General features: G+C 68.8%; 14 protein-coding genes. 13 read left to right on the forward strand and 1 reads right to left on the reverse strand.

The features are described 5' to 3' along the window. Positions 1 to 2 precede the first annotated feature (2 nt). Positions 3 to 1,760 carry a sulfite reductase subunit alpha gene (locus tag JOD31_RS13205; protein ID WP_204950806.1) on the forward strand — a complete coding sequence of 586 codons (1,758 nt, stop codon included), beginning with the start codon at positions 3 to 5 and terminating at the stop codon, positions 1,758 to 1,760. Between the two features lie 104 nt (positions 1,761 to 1,864). Next, positions 1,865 to 2,776: a ChuX/HutX family heme-like substrate-binding protein gene (locus JOD31_RS13210; RefSeq protein WP_204950807.1), complete on the forward strand. Its 912-nt coding sequence runs from the start codon at positions 1,865 to 1,867 to the stop codon at positions 2,774 to 2,776. A gap of 151 nt (positions 2,777 to 2,927) precedes the next feature. Here JOD31_RS13210 and JOD31_RS13215 read toward each other — a convergent pair whose 3' ends face one another. Further along, complete coding sequence (locus JOD31_RS13215; protein ID WP_271206186.1) at positions 2,928 to 3,950, reverse strand: LacI family DNA-binding transcriptional regulator; 1,023 nt, start codon at positions 3,948 to 3,950, stop codon at positions 2,928 to 2,930. A 247-nt stretch (positions 3,951 to 4,197) separates the two neighbouring features. On the opposite strand from JOD31_RS13215, the gene JOD31_RS13220 reads away from it, so the two are divergent. From JOD31_RS13220 to JOD31_RS13270, 11 genes are all read left to right on the forward strand, one after another. Further along, entirely contained in the window at positions 4,198 to 5,430 is a 1,233-nt protein-coding gene (locus JOD31_RS13220) for a pyridoxal phosphate-dependent aminotransferase (RefSeq protein WP_204950809.1), read from the forward strand. 43 nt (positions 5,431 to 5,473) lie between these two features. Continuing rightward, the gene (locus JOD31_RS13225; RefSeq protein ID WP_204950810.1) at positions 5,474 to 6,787 is read left to right on the forward strand and encodes an MFS transporter; all 1,314 of its coding nucleotides are present in this window, start codon (positions 5,474 to 5,476) and stop codon (positions 6,785 to 6,787) included. 14 nt (positions 6,788 to 6,801) lie between these two features. Beyond that, a complete protein-coding gene (locus JOD31_RS13230; protein WP_204950811.1) occupies positions 6,802 to 8,139 on the forward strand; it encodes an NAD(P)/FAD-dependent oxidoreductase in 1,338 nt (445 codons plus the stop codon). A gap of 65 nt (positions 8,140 to 8,204) precedes the next feature. Then, a complete protein-coding gene (locus JOD31_RS13235) occupies positions 8,205 to 9,134 on the forward strand; it encodes a 2-hydroxyacid dehydrogenase (protein WP_204950812.1) in 930 nt (309 codons plus the stop codon). 247 nt (positions 9,135 to 9,381) lie between these two features. Further along, entirely contained in the window at positions 9,382 to 10,413 is a 1,032-nt protein-coding gene (locus tag JOD31_RS13240; protein WP_204950813.1) for an ABC transporter substrate-binding protein, read from the forward strand. 37 nt (positions 10,414 to 10,450) lie between these two features. Next, complete coding sequence (locus JOD31_RS13245; protein ID WP_246482496.1) at positions 10,451 to 11,287, forward strand: ABC transporter permease; 837 nt, start codon at positions 10,451 to 10,453, stop codon at positions 11,285 to 11,287. Between the two features lie 47 nt (positions 11,288 to 11,334). Further along, positions 11,335 to 12,129, forward strand: coding sequence for an ABC transporter ATP-binding protein (locus JOD31_RS13250; protein ID WP_204950814.1), 795 nt, complete (start codon positions 11,335 to 11,337; stop codon positions 12,127 to 12,129). A 25-nt stretch (positions 12,130 to 12,154) separates the two neighbouring features. Continuing rightward, positions 12,155 to 12,865: a gluconate 2-dehydrogenase subunit 3 family protein gene (locus JOD31_RS13255; RefSeq protein ID WP_204950815.1), complete on the forward strand. Its 711-nt coding sequence runs from the start codon at positions 12,155 to 12,157 to the stop codon at positions 12,863 to 12,865. Between the two features lie 11 nt (positions 12,866 to 12,876). Continuing rightward, positions 12,877 to 14,649 carry a GMC family oxidoreductase gene (locus tag JOD31_RS13260; protein ID WP_204950816.1) on the forward strand — a complete coding sequence of 591 codons (1,773 nt, stop codon included), beginning with the start codon at positions 12,877 to 12,879 and terminating at the stop codon, positions 14,647 to 14,649. Further along, the gene (locus JOD31_RS13265) at positions 14,646 to 15,038 is read left to right on the forward strand and encodes a c-type cytochrome (protein WP_246482497.1); all 393 of its coding nucleotides are present in this window, start codon (positions 14,646 to 14,648) and stop codon (positions 15,036 to 15,038) included. Before JOD31_RS13260 ends, JOD31_RS13265 begins: the two co-directional genes overlap by 4 nt. 723 nt (positions 15,039 to 15,761) lie before the next feature. Further along, positions 15,762 to 18,425 (forward strand): phosphoenolpyruvate carboxylase, encoded by a 2,664-nt coding sequence (locus JOD31_RS13270; RefSeq protein WP_204950817.1) that lies wholly within the window; start codon positions 15,762 to 15,764, stop codon positions 18,423 to 18,425. Positions 18,426 to 18,453: the final 28 nt, after the last annotated feature.

The raw sequence follows: 18,453 nt of genomic DNA on the forward strand, positions 1-18,453 counted from the left end.
ACATGCCCGTTCCGCACATCCCCGACGACGCGCCGTTCACCGGCGAGCAGCGCGTCTGGCTCGCAGGCTTCCTTGCGGGACTGAACTCGCGCCTGCTGGAGGCCGCGTCCCCAACAACCGGCTCCGCCACGGTCGAAGCCGCCCGGGCGCCTCTGCACATTCTCTATGGCACCCAGACCGGCAACGCCGAAGCGGTCGCGAACGACGCGGCGGCGAAGGCGCGGGCGCTCGGTTTCGAGCCTCAGGTGCTCGGCCTCGACGATGTGGACATCGCGCGGTTCGCCGTCATGGAGCAGGTCGTCATCGTGGTCTCGACCTACGGCGAAGGCGAGATGCCGGACAACGCGCACCTGTTCTGGAAGGCGCTCAACGCCCCCACCGTTCCACGACTCGAAGCCATGTCGTTCGCGGTCCTTGCGCTCGGCGACACCGGCTATGACGGCTTCTGTCAGGCGGGCAAGCTGATCGATACGAGACTCGAACAGCTTGGCGCGCACCGCATCGCGCCGCGCGTCGACTGCGACGTCGACTACGAGGCGCCGGCCGCGGCCTGGATCGACGGCGCACTCGCCGCTTTGCCGGACGCGTCGGGGGCCGCTCCTGCGCCGGTCGCGGCGGTCCAGCCCGCGCCCGGCGCGACCGGGGCATGGAGCCGACGCAACCCTTATCCGGCCGTCGTCACCGAAATCCGGCGGCTGTCGTCGGCGGCCTCGTCCAAGGACATCCGCCACGTCGAATTCGCGCTCGGGGACAGCGGCCTGACCTATGAGGCGGGCGATGCGCTGGGCGTCATTCCGGTCAACGATCCGGGACTGGTCACGGCGCTGCTCGCACGGCTCCAGCTCCGGCCGGATGTGCCGGTCGCGGGGCACGAACGGCCGCTCGGCGAACTGCTGGCGGCGACCTTCGAGATACGCACGCCCTCGCGCGACCTCGTCATGGCGATCGAGGCGCGGGCGAACGACGATGCGCTGACGCATGTGATCCGGCACGGCGACAAGGAGGCGCTCGACGCCTTCCTCTGGGGCAAGGACGTGCTCGATCTTCTCGACCTGAACCCCGCCATCGCCTTCGACGCCGAAGCGTTCGTCGGGATGCTGCGCCCGCTGCAGCACCGCGCCTATTCGATTTCGTCCAGCCCGCTCGCCCATCCCGGTCATGTTCACCTGACGGTCGCCGCCGTGCGCTGGCGGGCGGAGCATCGCGATCATGGCGGCGTGTGCTCCACCTTCCTCGCCGACCGCGTCGGCCTCGGCGGCGCAGCCAATGTGTTCGTTTCGGCGAACAAGTCGTTCCGCCCGCCGGCCGACCCGGCCGCCCCGATGGTGATGATCGGGCCGGGCACGGGAATCGCGCCGTTCCGGGCCTTCCTCCAGCAGCGACAGGCGACGGGCGCGAGCGGGCGCAACTGGCTGTTCTTCGGCGACCAGCGCCGCGAACATGACTTCTCCTACGAGGACGAACTCGCCGAGATGAGCCGGGGCGGCGTGCTGACGCGGCTCGACCTCGCCTTCTCGCGCGATCAGGCCGAGAAGATCTACGTGCAGGATCGCATGCGCGAGAACGGTCGCGACCTGTTCGCATGGCTGGAGGATGGCGCCTCGGTTTACGTCTGCGGCGACGCCAGCCGGATGGCCAAGGACGTCGACGCCGCGCTTCACGAGATCGTCGGCCGTCATGGCGGTCTCTCGCCGGAGGCCGCCGCGGACTACGTCGACGATCTCCGCAAGGCCAAGCGCTATCTGCGTGACGTCTATTGAGCCCGGGGAAACCACAGGCGGGAGATCGACGCGTCATGCCCCATCACTGCCCTCGCGGAGGCAACGCCGCGCGGACAACAAGCGAACTTGCCGCGCTCTCCGAGATGCGCATCGCGCTGACGCGTCTCGCGGCCCCGCTGCCGCAGATCGCGGCGGACCTCGCCGGCGTGGACGGCGTCGTCGCGCTGACGACGAACGCCACCACGGTGATGACTGAAATAGGCCGCTACACCGGACCCTGTTTCGCGACCGAGCCGCTGGCGCTGAAAGCGGGCGAGGCGGCGCTCCGCGTGCACCTTCCGTCGATTTCGGCCACGCTCGCGGTGGAACGCCAGGCGCTCAGCCGGTCGCCCTGCTCGGTGCAGTTCTTCAGCCCCGAAGGCGCAGCCCTCCACAAGACGATCCTCACCTCGATCACCGACGACTACGCCTTCGCGGAGCTCACGCAGGGCTGGAGCATTCCCGCCGGGGAGGCTTCCGGAGCGACCCCCGCTCGAACCGAAGTCCGCGTCCTCGACAAGCCCGCCGATCCGCGTTGCTGGCGCGGCCGTGATCTGGCGTTCCATCTCGACAGCCTGTTTCTCGACGGCGGCATCGGCCGGCGGGCGACCCTGCCGGACTGGGGCGACGACCACGCCTGGAGCGTGGAGCCGGAGCTCGCCGTCCACCTGCTGCGCCTGCTCACGGAGATCCGCGCGCCGGTAGCGACGATGGTCTCCAACGCCGCCTTCGCTCAGATCCACCAGGGCGCTTTCGACGATATCCGGCAGATCGGCCCCGTCATCAGGCTGTGCTCGGAAGGCTGCACGATCTCGATCGACTTCAACGAGATCGACGAAGTCTGGGTCACCCGTTTCGACGCCGGCGGCCGCGCCGGGCACTTGATCGAACTCTACGATTGGCGATTCCATTGCGTCGCCCAGTTCACCGAATTCGGCGCAAACGGTCATCTCAGCCGGTTCTGGGGACAGACGGTGCGGGATATGCCGAGACGCGGACGCAACGCCGCAAGCTGACCGCATGCGATCCGGAATGGATCGAGGGGCCCATGACGTGTCCCGTCCACCAGCGCCTCCCGGTCGGGAGCCTGAGCTCCGGCCCCCCCGCCTCAAACGACCGCGTCAAGCGGCTCGGCGTAACGCGCGGCTTTCGTGACGGCCGCCTTGGTCACTGCGGAGGGCGGCAGGACTCACGCACCACGAGAGACACCGGCACACGGACGCAGCGCGGCGGTTCGGTGGTGCGTCCGGTGACGCGGTCCAGCAGCATCTGGGCGGCGTGGCGGCCCATCTGGGCGCGGTCCCATTGCAGCGCGGTGATGGCCGGGGTCGAGAGCTCGGCAAGGTCCGAGTCGCCGCCGCTCACCACCGAAACGTCGCGCCCGATCGCAAGACCTGCGGCCTTGAGGGCGCGCATCGCGCCCGCCAGCATGTCGATGCCGGCGACGAAAATCGCCGTCGGCGGGTCCGGCCGCTGCATCAACGCCGAGGTCTCGCGGAAGGTGAACTCGTTCGAAAGCGAGTGATCGCGGATCATGGCCGGATCCGGTTCGAGGCCGGCGGCGCGGAACGCGTCGCCGTAGCCCTCGATCCGGCTGCGCGAGGGATGAGCGTGCGGATCGCCCACGAACAGCGCGATCCGACGGTGCCCGAGCGACAGCAGGTAATCCGTCGCCTGACGAGCGCCCGAGCGATGATCGGCCGCCACCCGGTCGACGCTCTGGATCATCTCGCGGTCGATCAGCACCAGCGGCATCTTGGCCTGCTCGACGGCCGCGATCAGTTCGGGGTCGCTCTCGTCGCTGATCGTCATCATGACGCCGTCGACGCGGCGCTGTGCGAACTTGCGCAGCAGCGAAAGCTCCACCGCCTTGTCATTCGCCGTGCTCGCCAGCAGGAAGGTGTAGTCCGCCGCCCGAAAGATGCGCTCGGCCTCCTTGACGTAGGAGACGTAGCCCGGGATGTCGAAGTCTCGGATCGCGCAGGCGATCATGTGGGTGCGGGCGCTGCGCATGCTTTGCGCCACCGCATTCCTCTCATAGCCGAGCGACGTGATCGCGCGTTGGACCCGCTCGCGCACGTCGCGCGTGACGGAAGGGTGGTCGTTCAGCACGCGCGACACCGTGCCGACGGCGACCTCCGCCGAGCGCGCGACGTCGCGGATCGTGAACTCGCGTCCCGCCTTTCTCACCACTCCGCCCTCCTCTGCGATGAACGGGCTTCCGCTTCGTTCATCGTCGCCCTCGTGGCCCAGCGTCCGCCGCGCCCACCCCCCCCGCCTTCATTTATGAAGGAATCGGACGGCTGGCGGGACGTTGAGCCGCGAACATGACGATAGCAATCGCCAAAATATTTGGAAACGGTTCATTGACCGGCTTTCGCTTCGCTGCTACTCGTTTGGGCGAGATCAAAATGCATGCAGAAAGTGAGGCCGAGCCGTGTTCCAGGTCGCTGAACGCCTGTCCCGCATCAAACCGTCTCCCACTGTCGTCCTGTCGGGAAAGGTCGCCGCAAGGGTCGCCGCGGGACACGACGTCCTCGGCCTGGTGGCCGGCGAACCGGATTTCGACACGCCCGACAACATCAAGCAGGCCGCGATCGACGCGATCCGCCGCGGCGACACGAAGTACACCGCGATCGACGGAACTCCTGCTCTGAAACAGGCGATCTCCGCGAAGTTCGAACGCGAGAACGGGCTGTCCTACGCTCCGGACGAGATCATCGTCTCCACCGGCGGCAAGCAGGTGATCTTCAACGCGCTGATGGCGAGCGTGAGCGCCGGCGACGAGGTGGTGATCCCCGCGCCCTATTGGGTCTCCTACCCCGAGATGGTGGCGCTTGCCGAGGGTACGCCGGTCATCGTCCCCTGCGCGGCGGACAACGGCTTCAAGATGACGCCGGAGCAGCTCGACGCCGCGATCACGCCGCGCACCCGCTGGGTGATCCTCAACTCCCCGTCCAATCCGTCGGGCGCCGCCTACTCGGCCGACGAGATGAAGGCGCTCACCGACGTCCTCGTCCGCCACCCGCACGTCTGGGTGCTGACCGACGACATCTACGAGCACCTGACCTACGAAGGCTTCAAGGCTGTCACGCCGGCGCGGATCGAGCCCTCCCTGATCGACCGCACGCTGACCATGAACGGCGTGTCGAAGAGCTACTGCATGACCGGCTGGCGCATCGGCTACGCCGGCGGCCCGAAGCCGTTGATCAAGGCGATGTCGGCGATCCAGTCGCACTCGACCACGAACGCCTCGTCTATCAGCCAGGCCGCCGCGGTGGAGGCGCTCAACGGCCCCCAGGGATTCATCGCCGAGCACGTGGCGCGCTTCGAACGCCGGCGCGACATGGTGGTCGCGGCCTTCAACGCCATCGACGGCCTCGCCTGTCACAAACCGGACGGCGCCTTCTACGTCTTCCCCAGTTGCGCCGGTCTGATCGGCGCGGCGACGCCCTCCGGCGAGATCATCCGCACCGACGAGGATTTCGTTCTCTACCTGCTGGAGACGGCGGGCGTCGGGCTGGTGCATGGCGCGGCCTTCGGCATGTCGCCGTACTTCCGGCTGTCCTACGCCGCGGCGGACGAGAAGCTGATGCAGGCGCTCGAGCGCATCGGGTCGGCCTGCGCGCGACTGAGCTTCGCAAAGCCGCAGCGGCGGGCCGCAGGCTGAGCCGCGCTCGCGCGAGCGACGCCGCGTCGGAGGGATCAGCGCCATGAGCGTCAATGCGGGACGGGCCGCACGCCGGGAAGACGGGCGCTGGCTCAGCGCCGCCGTCCTGTCGGAACAGGCGGTCGTCTGGCTGCTCAGCTCGATCGCGTTCCTCAACGCCCTCGGCTCGATCATCGTGTTTCCGCTCGGACCGTTCTTCGCGCACGATCTCGGCACGGCGGCGCAGGACGTTGGCTTCGCGAGCGCCAGTTACTCGCTCGCCGCCGCCGCCGGCGGGCTCGGCGCCTCCTTCGTGCTCGACCGCTTCGACCGACGCGCGGCCCTGCTCACGGTGATGACCGGGTTCCTCGCCGCCACCGCCCTCTCCGGATTCGCGCCGGATTTCGGAACGCTGGTCGCGACCCGCGCTCTCGCCGGCCTGTTCGTTGGGCCGATGACAGGGCTGCTGCTCGCGATCGTCACCGACACCGTACCGCCCAACCGGCGCGGCGCGGCGGTCAGCAAGATGATCGGGGCCTATGGCGTGGCGCTCGTCTTCGGCGTGCCGGCGGGCGTCGCGATCGCCTCGGCCTTCGGCGGCTGGCGCTTCTGCTTCTTCGGCATCGCGCTCGTCGGCGTCCCCCTGTTCGTCGGCGTGTTGCGCCTGCTCGCGCCGCAGCGGGCGCACCTCGCCGCCCTCAAGCCCTGGCGGCTGAAGGAGCGCGCGCTCGATTTCTGGACCTTGCTGACTTCCAGCCCAAGCCTGCTGTCGTTCCTCCTGATCGGTAGCGCGTCCTACGCCGCGTTGCTGATTTCGCCGAACCTGCCGACCTACCTGACGCACAATCTCGGTCTGCCGCGCGAGAAGCTTCAGGAGGTGTATTTCCTGGGCGGCGTCTTCACGCTCGTGGCGCTCCCCGTCACCGGCCGACTGATCGACGTCGCTGGGGCGCGGCTGATGGCGATCGGCGTGGCCGTGATCATGACAGGCCTGCTCGCCGCGGCCTTTCTCACCAAGACTCCGCCGCTTCCGAACGTGCTGCTGTTCGCGCTGATCGTCGTGTTCCAATTGATCCGCAGCACGATCAACCAGGCCTGGGTGACGCGCGTGCCGGCGATCGAGGAGCGCGCGGCGTTCCAGACCCTGATCGCCGTCGCGACCAATCTGGCGCAGGCGGGGGGCGCCGCAACCGCCCCGGCGCTGCTCGCCCAGAGCGCCGACGGCCGGCTGGACGGGATGGAACTGATCGCCGCGATCGCGATCGCATCGGCCTGGGCCGCACCGCTGCTGCTGGCGGCGCTCGACCGGCTGCTCGCCTCCCGCATCCGGACGCCGAGCCTTGGCGACCGCCTCAGCCCGCCCGTCATCGACGTCTGACGAAGGAGAGACCGATGCGCGATCATCTGTTCGAAGACGACGCCGCCTCGCTGCCGAGCGTTTACGCCGACGACGGAGAGACGCCGGACGCCATCCTCCACCGTCCGCTTCCGCAGGTGAGCGACGTCGCGATCATCGGCGCCGGGCTGACGGGGCTCTCGGCCGCGCTGCACCTCGCCGAACACGGCGCGTCGGTTGCGGTGATCGAGGCGAACGACGTCGGGTCCGGCGGCACCGGACGCAGCTTCGGCCAGGTGGTTCCCTACCTCAAGCTCGAGCCGGCCCACGCGGAGCGCCACTTCGGGCCCGAGGTCGGGGGCCGCCTGATCGCCGCGGCGGGCGGGGGACCGGACTATGTCTACGGTCTGATCGAGACGCATCGGATCTCCTGCGAGGCCGTGCGGAACGGCCTCCTCTTCGCGGCCCATACGCCGGAAGGGGCAGCGCGGCTCGCCGGACGCGCCGCCTACTGGCGCGCCCGCGGGGCCGAGGTCGATCTGCTCGACCGCGCGGAAACGGCCGCGGCCGTCGGCGGCGGGAGCTACCCGGGGGCCCTGCTCGACCGCCGCGGCGGCACGCTCAACCCTCTCGCCTTCGCGCGGGGGCTCGCCCGCGCCGCGGCTGACGCCGGCGCCAGCATCGTCGTCGGGACGCCCGTCGAATCCGTCACCCCGCGCGCCGGCGGCTGGGAGGTCTCGACGGGCCGGGCCGCGACGATCGCAAAAGCCGTGTTGGTCTGCACCAACGCCTACCGGAACGGGCTTGCGGGCCAGGCCGGCGACTGCGTGCAGCCGATCCGCGTGCATCAGGCGGTCAGCGCGGCCTTGCCCGCCGACCTTGCCGCGCGCGTGCTTCCCGGACGGCAGGCGTTGACCGACACGCGGCGCCTCCCCTCCGGACTGCGCGTCACCCGGAGCGGCCGGCTGATCGCGACCGTCGAGGGGCCGACCTTCGGCCATGGCTCGGGCGGCGCGACAGGCTACGCCACCGAGCGGATCGCGCGCCTGTTTCCCTTCCTCCCGCCCATAAGCTGGGACGCGCGCTGGAGCGGCTGGATCGACATGTCGCTCGACCAATATCCGCGGATCTACGAGGCGGCGCCGGGACTCTACGCCGGGCTCGGCCTCAGCGGCCGCGGCCTCGCGCTCGGGCCCATGCTCGGCCGCGACCTCGCCCGCAAGGCGCTCGGCGCCCAAGCGGACGACCTGGCCTTCCCGGTGTCGGACCCTCGCGATCATCGCTGGTTCAGGGGCGCGAGGGTCGCGATCAAGGGCGAGGTCTGGAAACGCAAGCTCTACGACCGCCTCGACGAGTGGCGGCAGCAAGGGCGGGACGAGCGCGCGGCCGCCTGACGGCCGAGGCGAGCGTCTTGCTTGCAGAACGGAACGACGCAGGTCCTTCGGAGAAAGTCATCACGATGGCGATACTGACCTGGCTGCACACGGCTTACGGCGACGACCTGATCAACGGCATCCGCTCGTCGCTTCCGGACGAGACGATCTATGAATGGCCGGGCGACGTCGCGCATAACGAAATCGACGTCGCGATCCTGTTTCGCATGCCGCCGGGGTTCCTGAAGCCGTTCCCGAACGTCAAGCTGATCTCGGCGACCGGCGCGGGCATCGACCACTATCTGCTCGACCCGGACTTTCCGCGAGACGTCCCGCTCGTGCGCGTCGTCGACCACGACTTCGCCGCGCGAATGGCCGACTACGTGCTGTGCTGGACGCTGTTCCATCACCGCGACGTGCCGCATTTCCTGAAGGCGCAGAAGGAGCGGCGCTGGGCCTACAAGATCATGCGCTCGGCCAGCGACGTCACGGTCGGCGTGATGGGGCTCGGCCAGATGGGTCGGCTCACCTGCGAGCGCCTGGCGTTTCTGGGCTACGACGTACGGGCCTGGTCGCGCAGCGAGCACCAGATCAAGGGCGTCAGGTGCTACGCCGGAAAGGACGCGCTTCCGGACTTCCTGCGCGACACGGAAATCCTTGTGAACCTTCTGCCGTTGACGGCGGAGACGCGCGGCATCCTCGGCAAGAAGACCTTCGACCGGATGCCGCACGGCGGCGTCCTGATCACCGCGGCGCGCGGCGGCCATCTGATCGAGAACGACGTGCTCGACGCGCTCGACTCCGGACGGCTCAGCGCCGCGACCATCGACGCCTTCCCGGTCGAGCCGCTGCCCGAGACCCATCCGTTCTGGACGCATCCCAACGTCTACGTGACCCCGCACTGCTCGAGCACAGCGAGTTGCGCGACGATCGTCGACACCTTCGCCGAGAACGTGCGGCGGTTCCGCTCCGGCGCGCCTCTGCTGAACGAAGTCGATCTCGCGGCCGGGTACTGAGCGATGACCCTCTCCGTGGCGGCGCCTCTCGCTTGGGCGCAGCCGCCGACGAAATGAACGCATCGTCCGGCCCGGCCGATCCGGCCCGCCAAGGTGGCGGGGCGAAAAGACGGGACGAATGCTGCACTTAGAATGAAACGTTTCACTTCAGGTCGTCCGCCGTCGACGCGCCGCGCGTCTGGCCCGGACTTTGCAACCAGCATTCCGCCGTTTGCGCCTGAACGATCTGCGACGCTGGAGATCACAGATGGCATTCGAAACCACAGTGCATGCGGCGGTCAGGCGAAGCGGGCGGGCCGTTCTGGCCCTGGCGCTGGCCGTGACGCTCGGTCTCGGCGTGGACGCTCGGCCGGCGACGGCGGACGACGCGCCTCTCAAGAAGCTGGACTTCGCCGGATCCGTGACCTGGCTCGGCCAGATCCCCATTCTGGTCGCGATCGACAAGGGCTTCTTCAAGGAGCAGGGGCTCGACGTCGGCGTGCAGGTGATCCTGAACTCGTCCGATCGGGTGCGCGCGATCACGGCGGGCTCCGTCGCCTTCAGCAATCTTGGCCGCACCGCCGTGATCAGCGAAATGGCCCGGGGCAACAAGAGCTTCTACTACTTCGCGAACGTCGACGACTCGCCCGGCAACGAGGGGTGCTGGGCGCGCGCCGGCTTCGCGTCCCTCGGCGATCTCAAGGGCAAGAAGATCGCGGCCAACGCCTCCGCCGAGATCACCCTGGTCGGCCTCCTGAAGGAGGCGTCGATGACGACCAAGGACATCGAACTCGTCAACCTGCCGCCGAACGAGATGGTGGTCGCTCTCGCGAACAGCGACGTCGACGCCGCCTGCGTGTGGCGCCCGGTGCTCGACAAGCTGAAGACCGCAGCGCCCGACGGGAAGATGCTCGGCACCGACAAGGACACGGAGTCGTTCCGCACCTTCGGCACCATGTCGTCGCCCGACATCATGATCATCTCGAAGACGCTCGTCGACGAAGACCCGGAGTCCGCCCGCAAGATCGCCGTCGCGGTGATGAAGGGCGCCGACTTCGCGACGAAGGAGCCGGAGGAGACGGCCCGGACCGTCGCGCACTACTTCAAGCAGCCGCCCGACGCGGTGCTCGCCGGCATCAAGGACTTCAAATACTTCGGCGCCGTCGGTTGGCCCGATCATATCAAGCGCCACACCGAACAGATGAAGCGCCTCGCCGCCTACCTCGCCGAGGCCGGCAAGATCCCGGCGACCCCGGCGGTCGAGGAGTGGATGAACGTCAGTTTCATCCCCGCGCCCTGACGCCGATCGAGCACACGCCTTCACGGAGAGCCGACGCATGAACGCCGTACGCGCTATGACCCGATCCGTCGCGATCCCGCTGTTCGCCCTCGGCCGCCCGGGCGGGTGGTCCACCCGTGGGTCGATCCTGCTGCTGAACGTCCTCGGCGTCGCAGGCTTCCTGCTGCTGTGGCAGGTGGCGACGGCGGGAGGCTTCCTGTCGCCGCTGTTCCTGCCCTCGCCCGGCCAGGTGCTCAACGAGGCCACGCAGGTCGCGGCCACCGGCGAGCTCTGGCGCTCGATCGTGGACTCCTCGCGCCGCGTATTCTTCGGCTTCGCGCTCGCCGCGCTGTTCGCGGTGCCGCTCGGCGTGTTGATGGGACTGTGGGCGCCGGCGCGGGCCATTGTCGGCCCGTTCGTCTCGCTGCTGCGCCCTCTGCCCTCGATCACCTGGATTCCGCTGACGATGCTCTGGCTCGGCATCGGCGAGGCCCAGAAGATCGCGATCGTCTTCATGGGGACCTGGGTCTACATCCTGGTCTACACGGTCGAGAGCACGAAACGGGTCGACCCCTTGCTGATCAAGGCGGCGCGCAATCTCGGCGCGTCCGACCTTTCCGTGATGCGCGAGGTCATCCTGCCGGGCGCCCTCCCCGGCATTCTCGCCGGCCTCAAGGTCAGCCTCGCGATCTCCTGGTCCTGCGTGCTCTCGGCCGAGATGGTCGCGGCCCAGAGCGGCCTCGGCGCGCTGATCTGGAACGCCAAGGACTGGAGCAACCTCGCGCTCGTTCTCGTCGGCATGGTCTGCATCTCGCTGACCGTCCTCGTCGCCGACCTCGCCGCCGGCGTGATCGAGCGCCTGCTGCAGCCATGGGAACGGCACCGCCACGGCTGACCCGAGCGGGACCGAACCGCGCCCCAAGAGACCGGAGATCACGACCGATGCAAGCGATCCTCGCCGCCGAGCACGTCACCAAGATCTATGCCGTCCACGCCAAAGAGACGACCGCCGTCCGCGACGTGTCGCTCGACATCCGCGAAGGCGAATTCGTCTGCCTGCTCGGCACCTCCGGCTGCGGCAAGTCGACGATGCTGAACCTGTTCGCGGGCTTCACCCAGCCCACCAACGGCCGCGTGCTGCTGCGCGGCCAGCCGATCACCAAGATCGAGCCCCGCTGCGGAATGGTGTTTCAGTCCTACGCGCTGTTCCCGTGGAAGACCGTGCGGCAGAACGTCGAGTTCGGGCCGAAGATGCAGGGGCTTCCCGCCGCGCGGCAGCGGGAGCTCGCGGACCGCTACATCGCGATGGTGAAGCTGTCGGGCTTCGAGAACCATTACCCCGCGGAGCTTTCCGGCGGCATGCAGCAAAGGGTGACGCTGGCGCGCAGCCTCGCGGCCGACCCGGAAGTGCTGCTGATGGACGAGCCCTTCGCCGCGCTCGACGCCATGACGCGGCAGGTGATGCAGGAGGAGCTGCTCGCGATCCAGGAGGCGAGCGGCAAGACGGTGGTGTTCATCACCCACAACATCGACGAGGCGATCCTGCTGTCCGACCGTATCGTGGTGATGGCCGCCAACCCCGGACGGGTGACGGCTGTGATCGAGAACCCGCTCAATCGGCCGCGCGACCTCGTGGCCCAGGCGACGCCCGCCTACGCCGCGCTCAAGAGCCGGATCTGGGACCTCGTGGTCGGCGACGTCCGCGGCGCCCTGGCGGGCCGCGCCGGCCGCGCCTGAGCGTTCGGGAACGGGAGGAGACGCCATGACGGACGAGGGCCTCGACAGACGCCGCTTCCTCGGCGCGATCGGCGCGGGCGCCGCGACGCTTGGAGCCGATGTCGCCGACGCCGCCGAACCGGCGCCCATCGCCGCCTCCCCCGCGGCCGACCCGGTCGCGCCCGCAGGCTACCAGTTCCTCAACCCCGACGAAGCCGCCTTCATGGAGGCCTTCGTCGACCACCTCATCCCCGCCGACGCCCTCAGCCCCTCGGGCACGGAGCTTGGCGTCGCGGTCTACGCCGACCGGCAGCTCGCCGGCGCGTGGGGCAAGGGCGCGCGGATGTATCTGCAGGGGCCGTGGCGCAAGGGAACGCCAAACCAGGGCTGGCAGTCGCCGATGGCCCCGGCGGATCTCGTGAAGGCGGGAATCGCCGCGCTCGACGCTCACTGCCGCCGGGTGGCGAAGCTCCCGTTCGAGCGACTTGCGCCCGACGCGCGCGAGGAGACTGTGGCCGCTTTGGCCCAGGGCAAGATCGAGCTCGACGGCGTCCCTTCGAAGCTCCTGTTCGACACGCTCTACGCGCTCGCCACCGAGGGCCTGTTCGCCGACCCGATCTACGGCGGCAACCGCGACAAGGCCGGATGGCGGTTGGTGGGCTTCCCCGGCGTCATCGCGACCCATGCCCAGGACATCGAGACCTACCGCGGCCGTCGCTACGAGGCCGAACCGATGAGCATCGCCGACATGTCGTGAGGGAGACTGCGATGGCGACCAAGCTGAAACCCGTCGACGTGGTCATCGTCGGCATGGGATGGACGGGCGGCATCCTCGCCAAGGAGCTGTCCGACGCCGGACTGACCGTGCTCGGCCTCGAGCGCGGCGTGAACCGCACCACCGAGCCGGACTTCTCGGTGCCGATGATCCGCGACGAGCTGCGCTACGCCATCCGGCACGAGCTCTACATGGACGTCAGCCGGGACACGCTGACATTTCGCAACGCCGCGCGCGAGACGGCGCTGCCCATGCGACGGCTGGGCTCCTTCCTGCCGGGCGAAGGGGTTGGAGGCGCAGGCCTGCACTGGAACGGCCAGACCTACCGGTTCTCGCCTTCCGACCACCGTTTGCGGACGCGGGTGACCGAGCGGTACGGCGAGACGTTCATCCCCGAGGGCATGCAGCTCGCGGACTGGCCGATGAGCTACGACGAGCTCGAGCCCTACTACGACAAGTTCGAGTACATGGCGGGCATATCCGGCCAGGCGGGCAACATCCGCGGCGAGACGGTCGAAGGCGGAAACCCGTTCGAGGGACCTCGCTCCCGCGGCTATCCCAACCCGCCGCTGAAGGCCAGCCTTTCAGGCGTGATGTACGAGGCCGCCGCTCGCGAGCTTGGCTACCATCCCTTCCCGCGGCCCGCCGCCAACATGAGCCGCGCCTACGTCAACCCGGACGGCATGAGCCTCGGCGAGTGCCAGTATTGCGGGCACTGCGAGAACTTCGGCTGCGAAGCCAACGCCAAGGCGAGCCCGCACATCACGGTCATTCCGGCCGCGCAGAAGAACGCGAACTTCAGCCTACGCACCCAGGCCTGGGTCACGCGGGTCGACCTGCACCCCGACGGCAAGCGCGCCAAGGGCGTCACTTACACCGACGTGCGGACGGGCGAGGAGTTCGAGCAGCCGGCCGACATCGTCGCGCTGTGCGCCTACGGGCTCGGCAACGTCCATCTCATGCTTCTGTCCGGCATCGGCGCGCCCTACGACCCCGAGACCGCGACCGGCGTCGTCGGCAAGGGCTACTGCTACCAGCTCACCTCGACGGTGCAGACCTTCTTCCAGGACAAGAACTTCAACCCGTTCATGGGCGCAGGCTCGCTCGGCGTGGTCGTCGACGATTTCAACGGCGATAACTTCGACCATGGGCCGCACGGCTTCATCGGAGGCGCGTCGATCATCAACGCCACCACCCATGGCCGACCGATCGCCTACCGGCCGCTGCCGCCCGGAACGCCGAAGTGGGGGTCCCAATGGAAAGCGGCGGCGGGCCATTGGTACGGGCGGGCGGCGAGCATCGGCACGCAGGGCTCCAACATGGCGAGCCGTGGCAACTATCTCAGTCTCGACCCGACCTATCGCAACGCTTTCGGTCAGCCGCTGCTGCGCATGACCTACGACTTCACCGAGAACGACTTCAAGCAGTCCGCTTTCACGACCAGGATCGCCCACGACATCGGGCGGGCGATGGGGCCGACGCACATCAGCCCGCTCGCGCCGAAATCATCCAGCTATTCGATCGTGCCCTATCAGAGCACGCACAACACCGGCGGCGCGATCACCGGCGACGACCCACGGACCAGCGCGGTGAACCGTTATCTGCAGAGCTGGGACGTGTCGAACCTGTTCGTGGTCGGGGCCTCCGCCTTTCCTCAGAACGCGGGCTACAACCCCACCGGCGCGGTCGGCGCGCTAGCCTACTGGACCGCCGACGCCATCCGGAACCGATATGTTGCGGCCCCTGGACCGCTGGTGCCGGCATGATGAGATCCGCACGCCTCCCGCTTGCGCTCGCAGCAGCTCTTGGAGCCGTCGGAGCGTCGTCCGCCTCGGCCGGCGACGCCGATCGTGGAAAGCTCGCGTTCGGCCGGTGCGCGGCCTGCCACGCCGTCTCGCAGGACGCCGCGGGCCTGCCCGGGCCGTCGCTTGCCGGCGTGATCGGGCGGCCGGCGGCGCAACTCCCCGACTTCCGCTACTCACCCGCGCTGAAGCGGAGCGGCCTGACCTGGACCGAGGACAGCCTCGATCGCTTCCTTGCGAACCCCCAGGGCGTCGTCCGCGGCAACCGGATGCCGTTTTCGGGCGTGAGCGACGCCGCGGAGCGCTCCGACCTCATCGCCTATCTCGCGCGCGACGCGGGGCGGCCCCAGTAGACCCCTGGCCGGACGCGCGACGGCCCGGTCCGCCACGCCGCCTTCGCGAGCCTCCACCACCGCCCCTTGAGACCTCCGCATGTCGCAGGCGCCCAGGTCCGCCGGCCACGCGCGTCGGCGCGATGCGCTCGGCGTCGCCCTGGGACGCCGCGGCCCTTCACGACACGCCGGGGTCATAAAGCCCGGCCCTAAGGTCATGGACGCCCGCAAGACGCGGGCGCGACGTCGAGGACCGCCCGCATAACGCGGAATGGCGAGAGCGCCCTGCCGCCGCAACGCCCACGCTACGCACATCACGACCCAGAATTATTGCGATGCACAAAATCCAGCAATCATGCCTATTAAATGAACCGTTTCATCACTGTCATGGCCCACGGATCGGCATTCCGATCCGGCAAACGGCATCAAAGCAATCTTAGGGGAAATACGAAGCAAAATAAGACGTCATTACGCCGTGATATTCATCCCTTGGATTTTAATTCCAAAAAACGAAGTACTCGATACCCCCGTAAAACCGGATGAAAGTCGCCACATCTCCGCGCATACCGATTGACGCGACGCACAATTATGGTATCGGTTCATAGTTGTCGCATGGCGGGCTAAGGCGAAAGCCGAGACCCCCGACGGCCTTGCCGCCGCGCCATCCGACGCCGTCCAGCGTGCTGATTGAGCTTCGTTTTCTCGAATACGTCCGTTGCCCCATCGGTCGAAGAGAGGAACGTCATGTTCTCCACCACCGACATGTCCATCTGGACGTCGGCGCAGAGCGAGCGCGCCGTCGCGCCGGAACCGGCGCCCCGATCCGATCCGCGGCTCTGGCGCGCGGGAAGCGCGCCGAGGCAGGTGTTCGATGCGCTGTGGGCGTCGTTCCACCGCGCCGCCGCACGCGACGGAGAGCTGTCGCCGCCGATCGGCGAAGCGCCTTCCCCGACCGAGATGCGGCTGAAGCTGCTGCTCATGCGGCAGCTTCTGATCGACCTGGCGCTCAACGCGCAGTTTCTCCGCAACGACCCCAACCGCGCGCCCGTCGCCGCGAGCGGGGCCGAGCCGATCGAGCTTCCGCTCCGGCTCGAACTTGGCGTGCACTGCCAGGAAACCGAGTATCTCCGGGCCAATGTCATCGACGGTCAGCGGCGGGTGCTGTCCGCGCTCGACGAGGAGGTCGAACCCGCGCGCTCCATCGCGTTGGAGGGGGCGCTTGGCGCGCTCTGGGCGGCGCTTTGGCGTCAGGAGGACGTCGATCTCGTCGCGACCCAGATCGTGTACGCCGACCGCGTCTACGACGCTCTGCCGCGCGGCCTCGACCGGGCTCTCGGCGCGCTTGCGGCGGCGGGCGTGCGGCCCAGCCACCCGGAGCGCTGGTTCGCCGGCTACACGTGGCTTTACGGAGATCGCGACGGCCGGCCGTACGACACCAACGCCCACACCGAGCGCGTCGCCGCCGCTCTCGAAGACGCCGTTCGCGCCAATTACCGGCGCGACGTCGCGGCGCTCGCAGCCGCCTTTCCAGACGAACCGCTGTACGCGGCCTGCCTTCGCAAGCTCGATCCCGCCGACGCCGACGCGTTCTCGAGCCCCGACCAGTTCGTCGCCACGCTGCGCGCCGGCGCCCACGTCGCGGATCGCCGCGTGCAGGACCTCCTGCGGCGCGTCCAGGCCTTCGGCTTTCACTTCCTCAAGGTCGAGTTTCGGCAGAACGCCCTGAAGTTCGAAGAGGTCGTCGACGCCGTGCTGTCGCAGGAGACGATCGAGCAACGGCTGGGCGAGCGCGCCGGTTACGCCGAACTGTCCGTGCCGAAGCGCCTACGCTTGCTGACCGCCCTGCTGCAGGACGAGGACCACGACCTGCCCGCCCGGCTTTGGAATGACTACTGGTCAGCCGAGGAGCCTCGCTTCCGAGCCAAACAAGAGGCCTACGCCGGCGGCGACTACATCGAGCTGTTCAAGTCGGATCCCGACTACATCCGCGCATACGACGCCCGGATGACCTACGACTGCCTCCGGATGATCGCGCGGTACGGCGACCGCATGACGATGCACGGCATTGCGGAGCTTGAGGACATCGACGCCGCTCTGGCGCTGCTCTTCCTCTTCGCCGCGGCCGGCGCCCGCCACGCCGTCGACATCGCGCTGCAGCCCGAGGACATGGACGGCGCCGTGGCGCTGGAGGACGCGGTCGCCCGGCTCTACGAAAACCCCGCCTACCGCGAGCACCTGCGCGTCAGGGGCGACGTCCAGTACGTCACCTTCGGCCCGAGCGACACCGGCAAGGCCGGCGGCAAGGCGATGCACAAGGCGAACATGAAGATCGCCCGCCGCCACCGTGAGATCGCGAGCGCTTACGGGATCGAGCTCGTTCCGAACATCGTCATCGGTCACGAGCACGCTCGGTGCAACGGCCCTCAGGCCGAGATCCTGGAAGAGTACGGAGCGGCGGACGGCGACGCCGTCCGCTACATGCTGTCGGGCTGCATCGAGATGCGGAGCTTCCTGCTCACCCTGCGCATGGCCGAGCAGTCGATCGCCAACATCCTGACCGCCCAGGGACTGCGCGCGGCGGAGGCGCGACGCCTGGCGCCGGCCGAGAGCCAGGCGCGCGCGGCGGAAGGGCGCGAGATCGACTGGCTCGCCATCGTCCGGCTCTACAAGAGCCGCTTCTTCGACCACCCTTCGCTCCCGGCGTTGCTGAAGGCCGTCGCGCGCTTCGACCTCGTGCGGGCGACCGCGAAGGGCACGCGGCCCCCCTCGCGGAACTTCCTGATCAAGGATCTCGAGTCCGATCCCGCCTCGATCCGCGCGATCCCGTGGACCCGCGCCATTATGCTCTGCGGGCTGCATCATGAACTGATTGGCGCCTCGACGCTCGCTGATCGGGACGCGGGCGAACTCGCCGCGCTCGCCAAAGCCGACCGCACCTTCAGCCGGTATGTGACGAACGTCGCCTACGCCGCAGCCCGCTCCAATCTCGAGCTCGCCTGGCGCACCCTGGGCGGCGCGCCGTTGAGCCGAGCGGACGTCGAAGCGTTCGGCGCCGAAGACGCGGCCGCCGCCTCGGACCCCGCGGCGGCGCTCCTGGCCTTCGTCCATCTCGAGTACGTCGCCGCCAAGCGCTTCGTCTTCAAGACGACGCGCGGGCGCGAGCCGGCCGACGCCTGGGCCATCCGGACGGACGAACTGCTGGCGGACTGGCCGGAGCTGCGCGCCGAGGTCGCCTGGAAGGAGGCCGCGCTCGCGCCCTACCACGAGTTCCTCGTGACGACCCGCCGAGATCCGGACGCGCTCTCTCGAAACGCGATCCACGACCTCTACTCCGGCTACCTGCTGTCGGCGAACACCGACCTGTCCCTCGTCCACCCGGAGACCGCTCGCGCCCTGAACTGGAGCTGACCGCCGTCGCGCGCCCAAAGGAGACCGC

Origin of the sequence: Methylopila capsulata (assembly GCF_016907975.1) — a bacterium.
GTDB lineage: Bacteria > Pseudomonadota > Alphaproteobacteria > Rhizobiales > Methylopilaceae > Methylopila > Methylopila capsulata.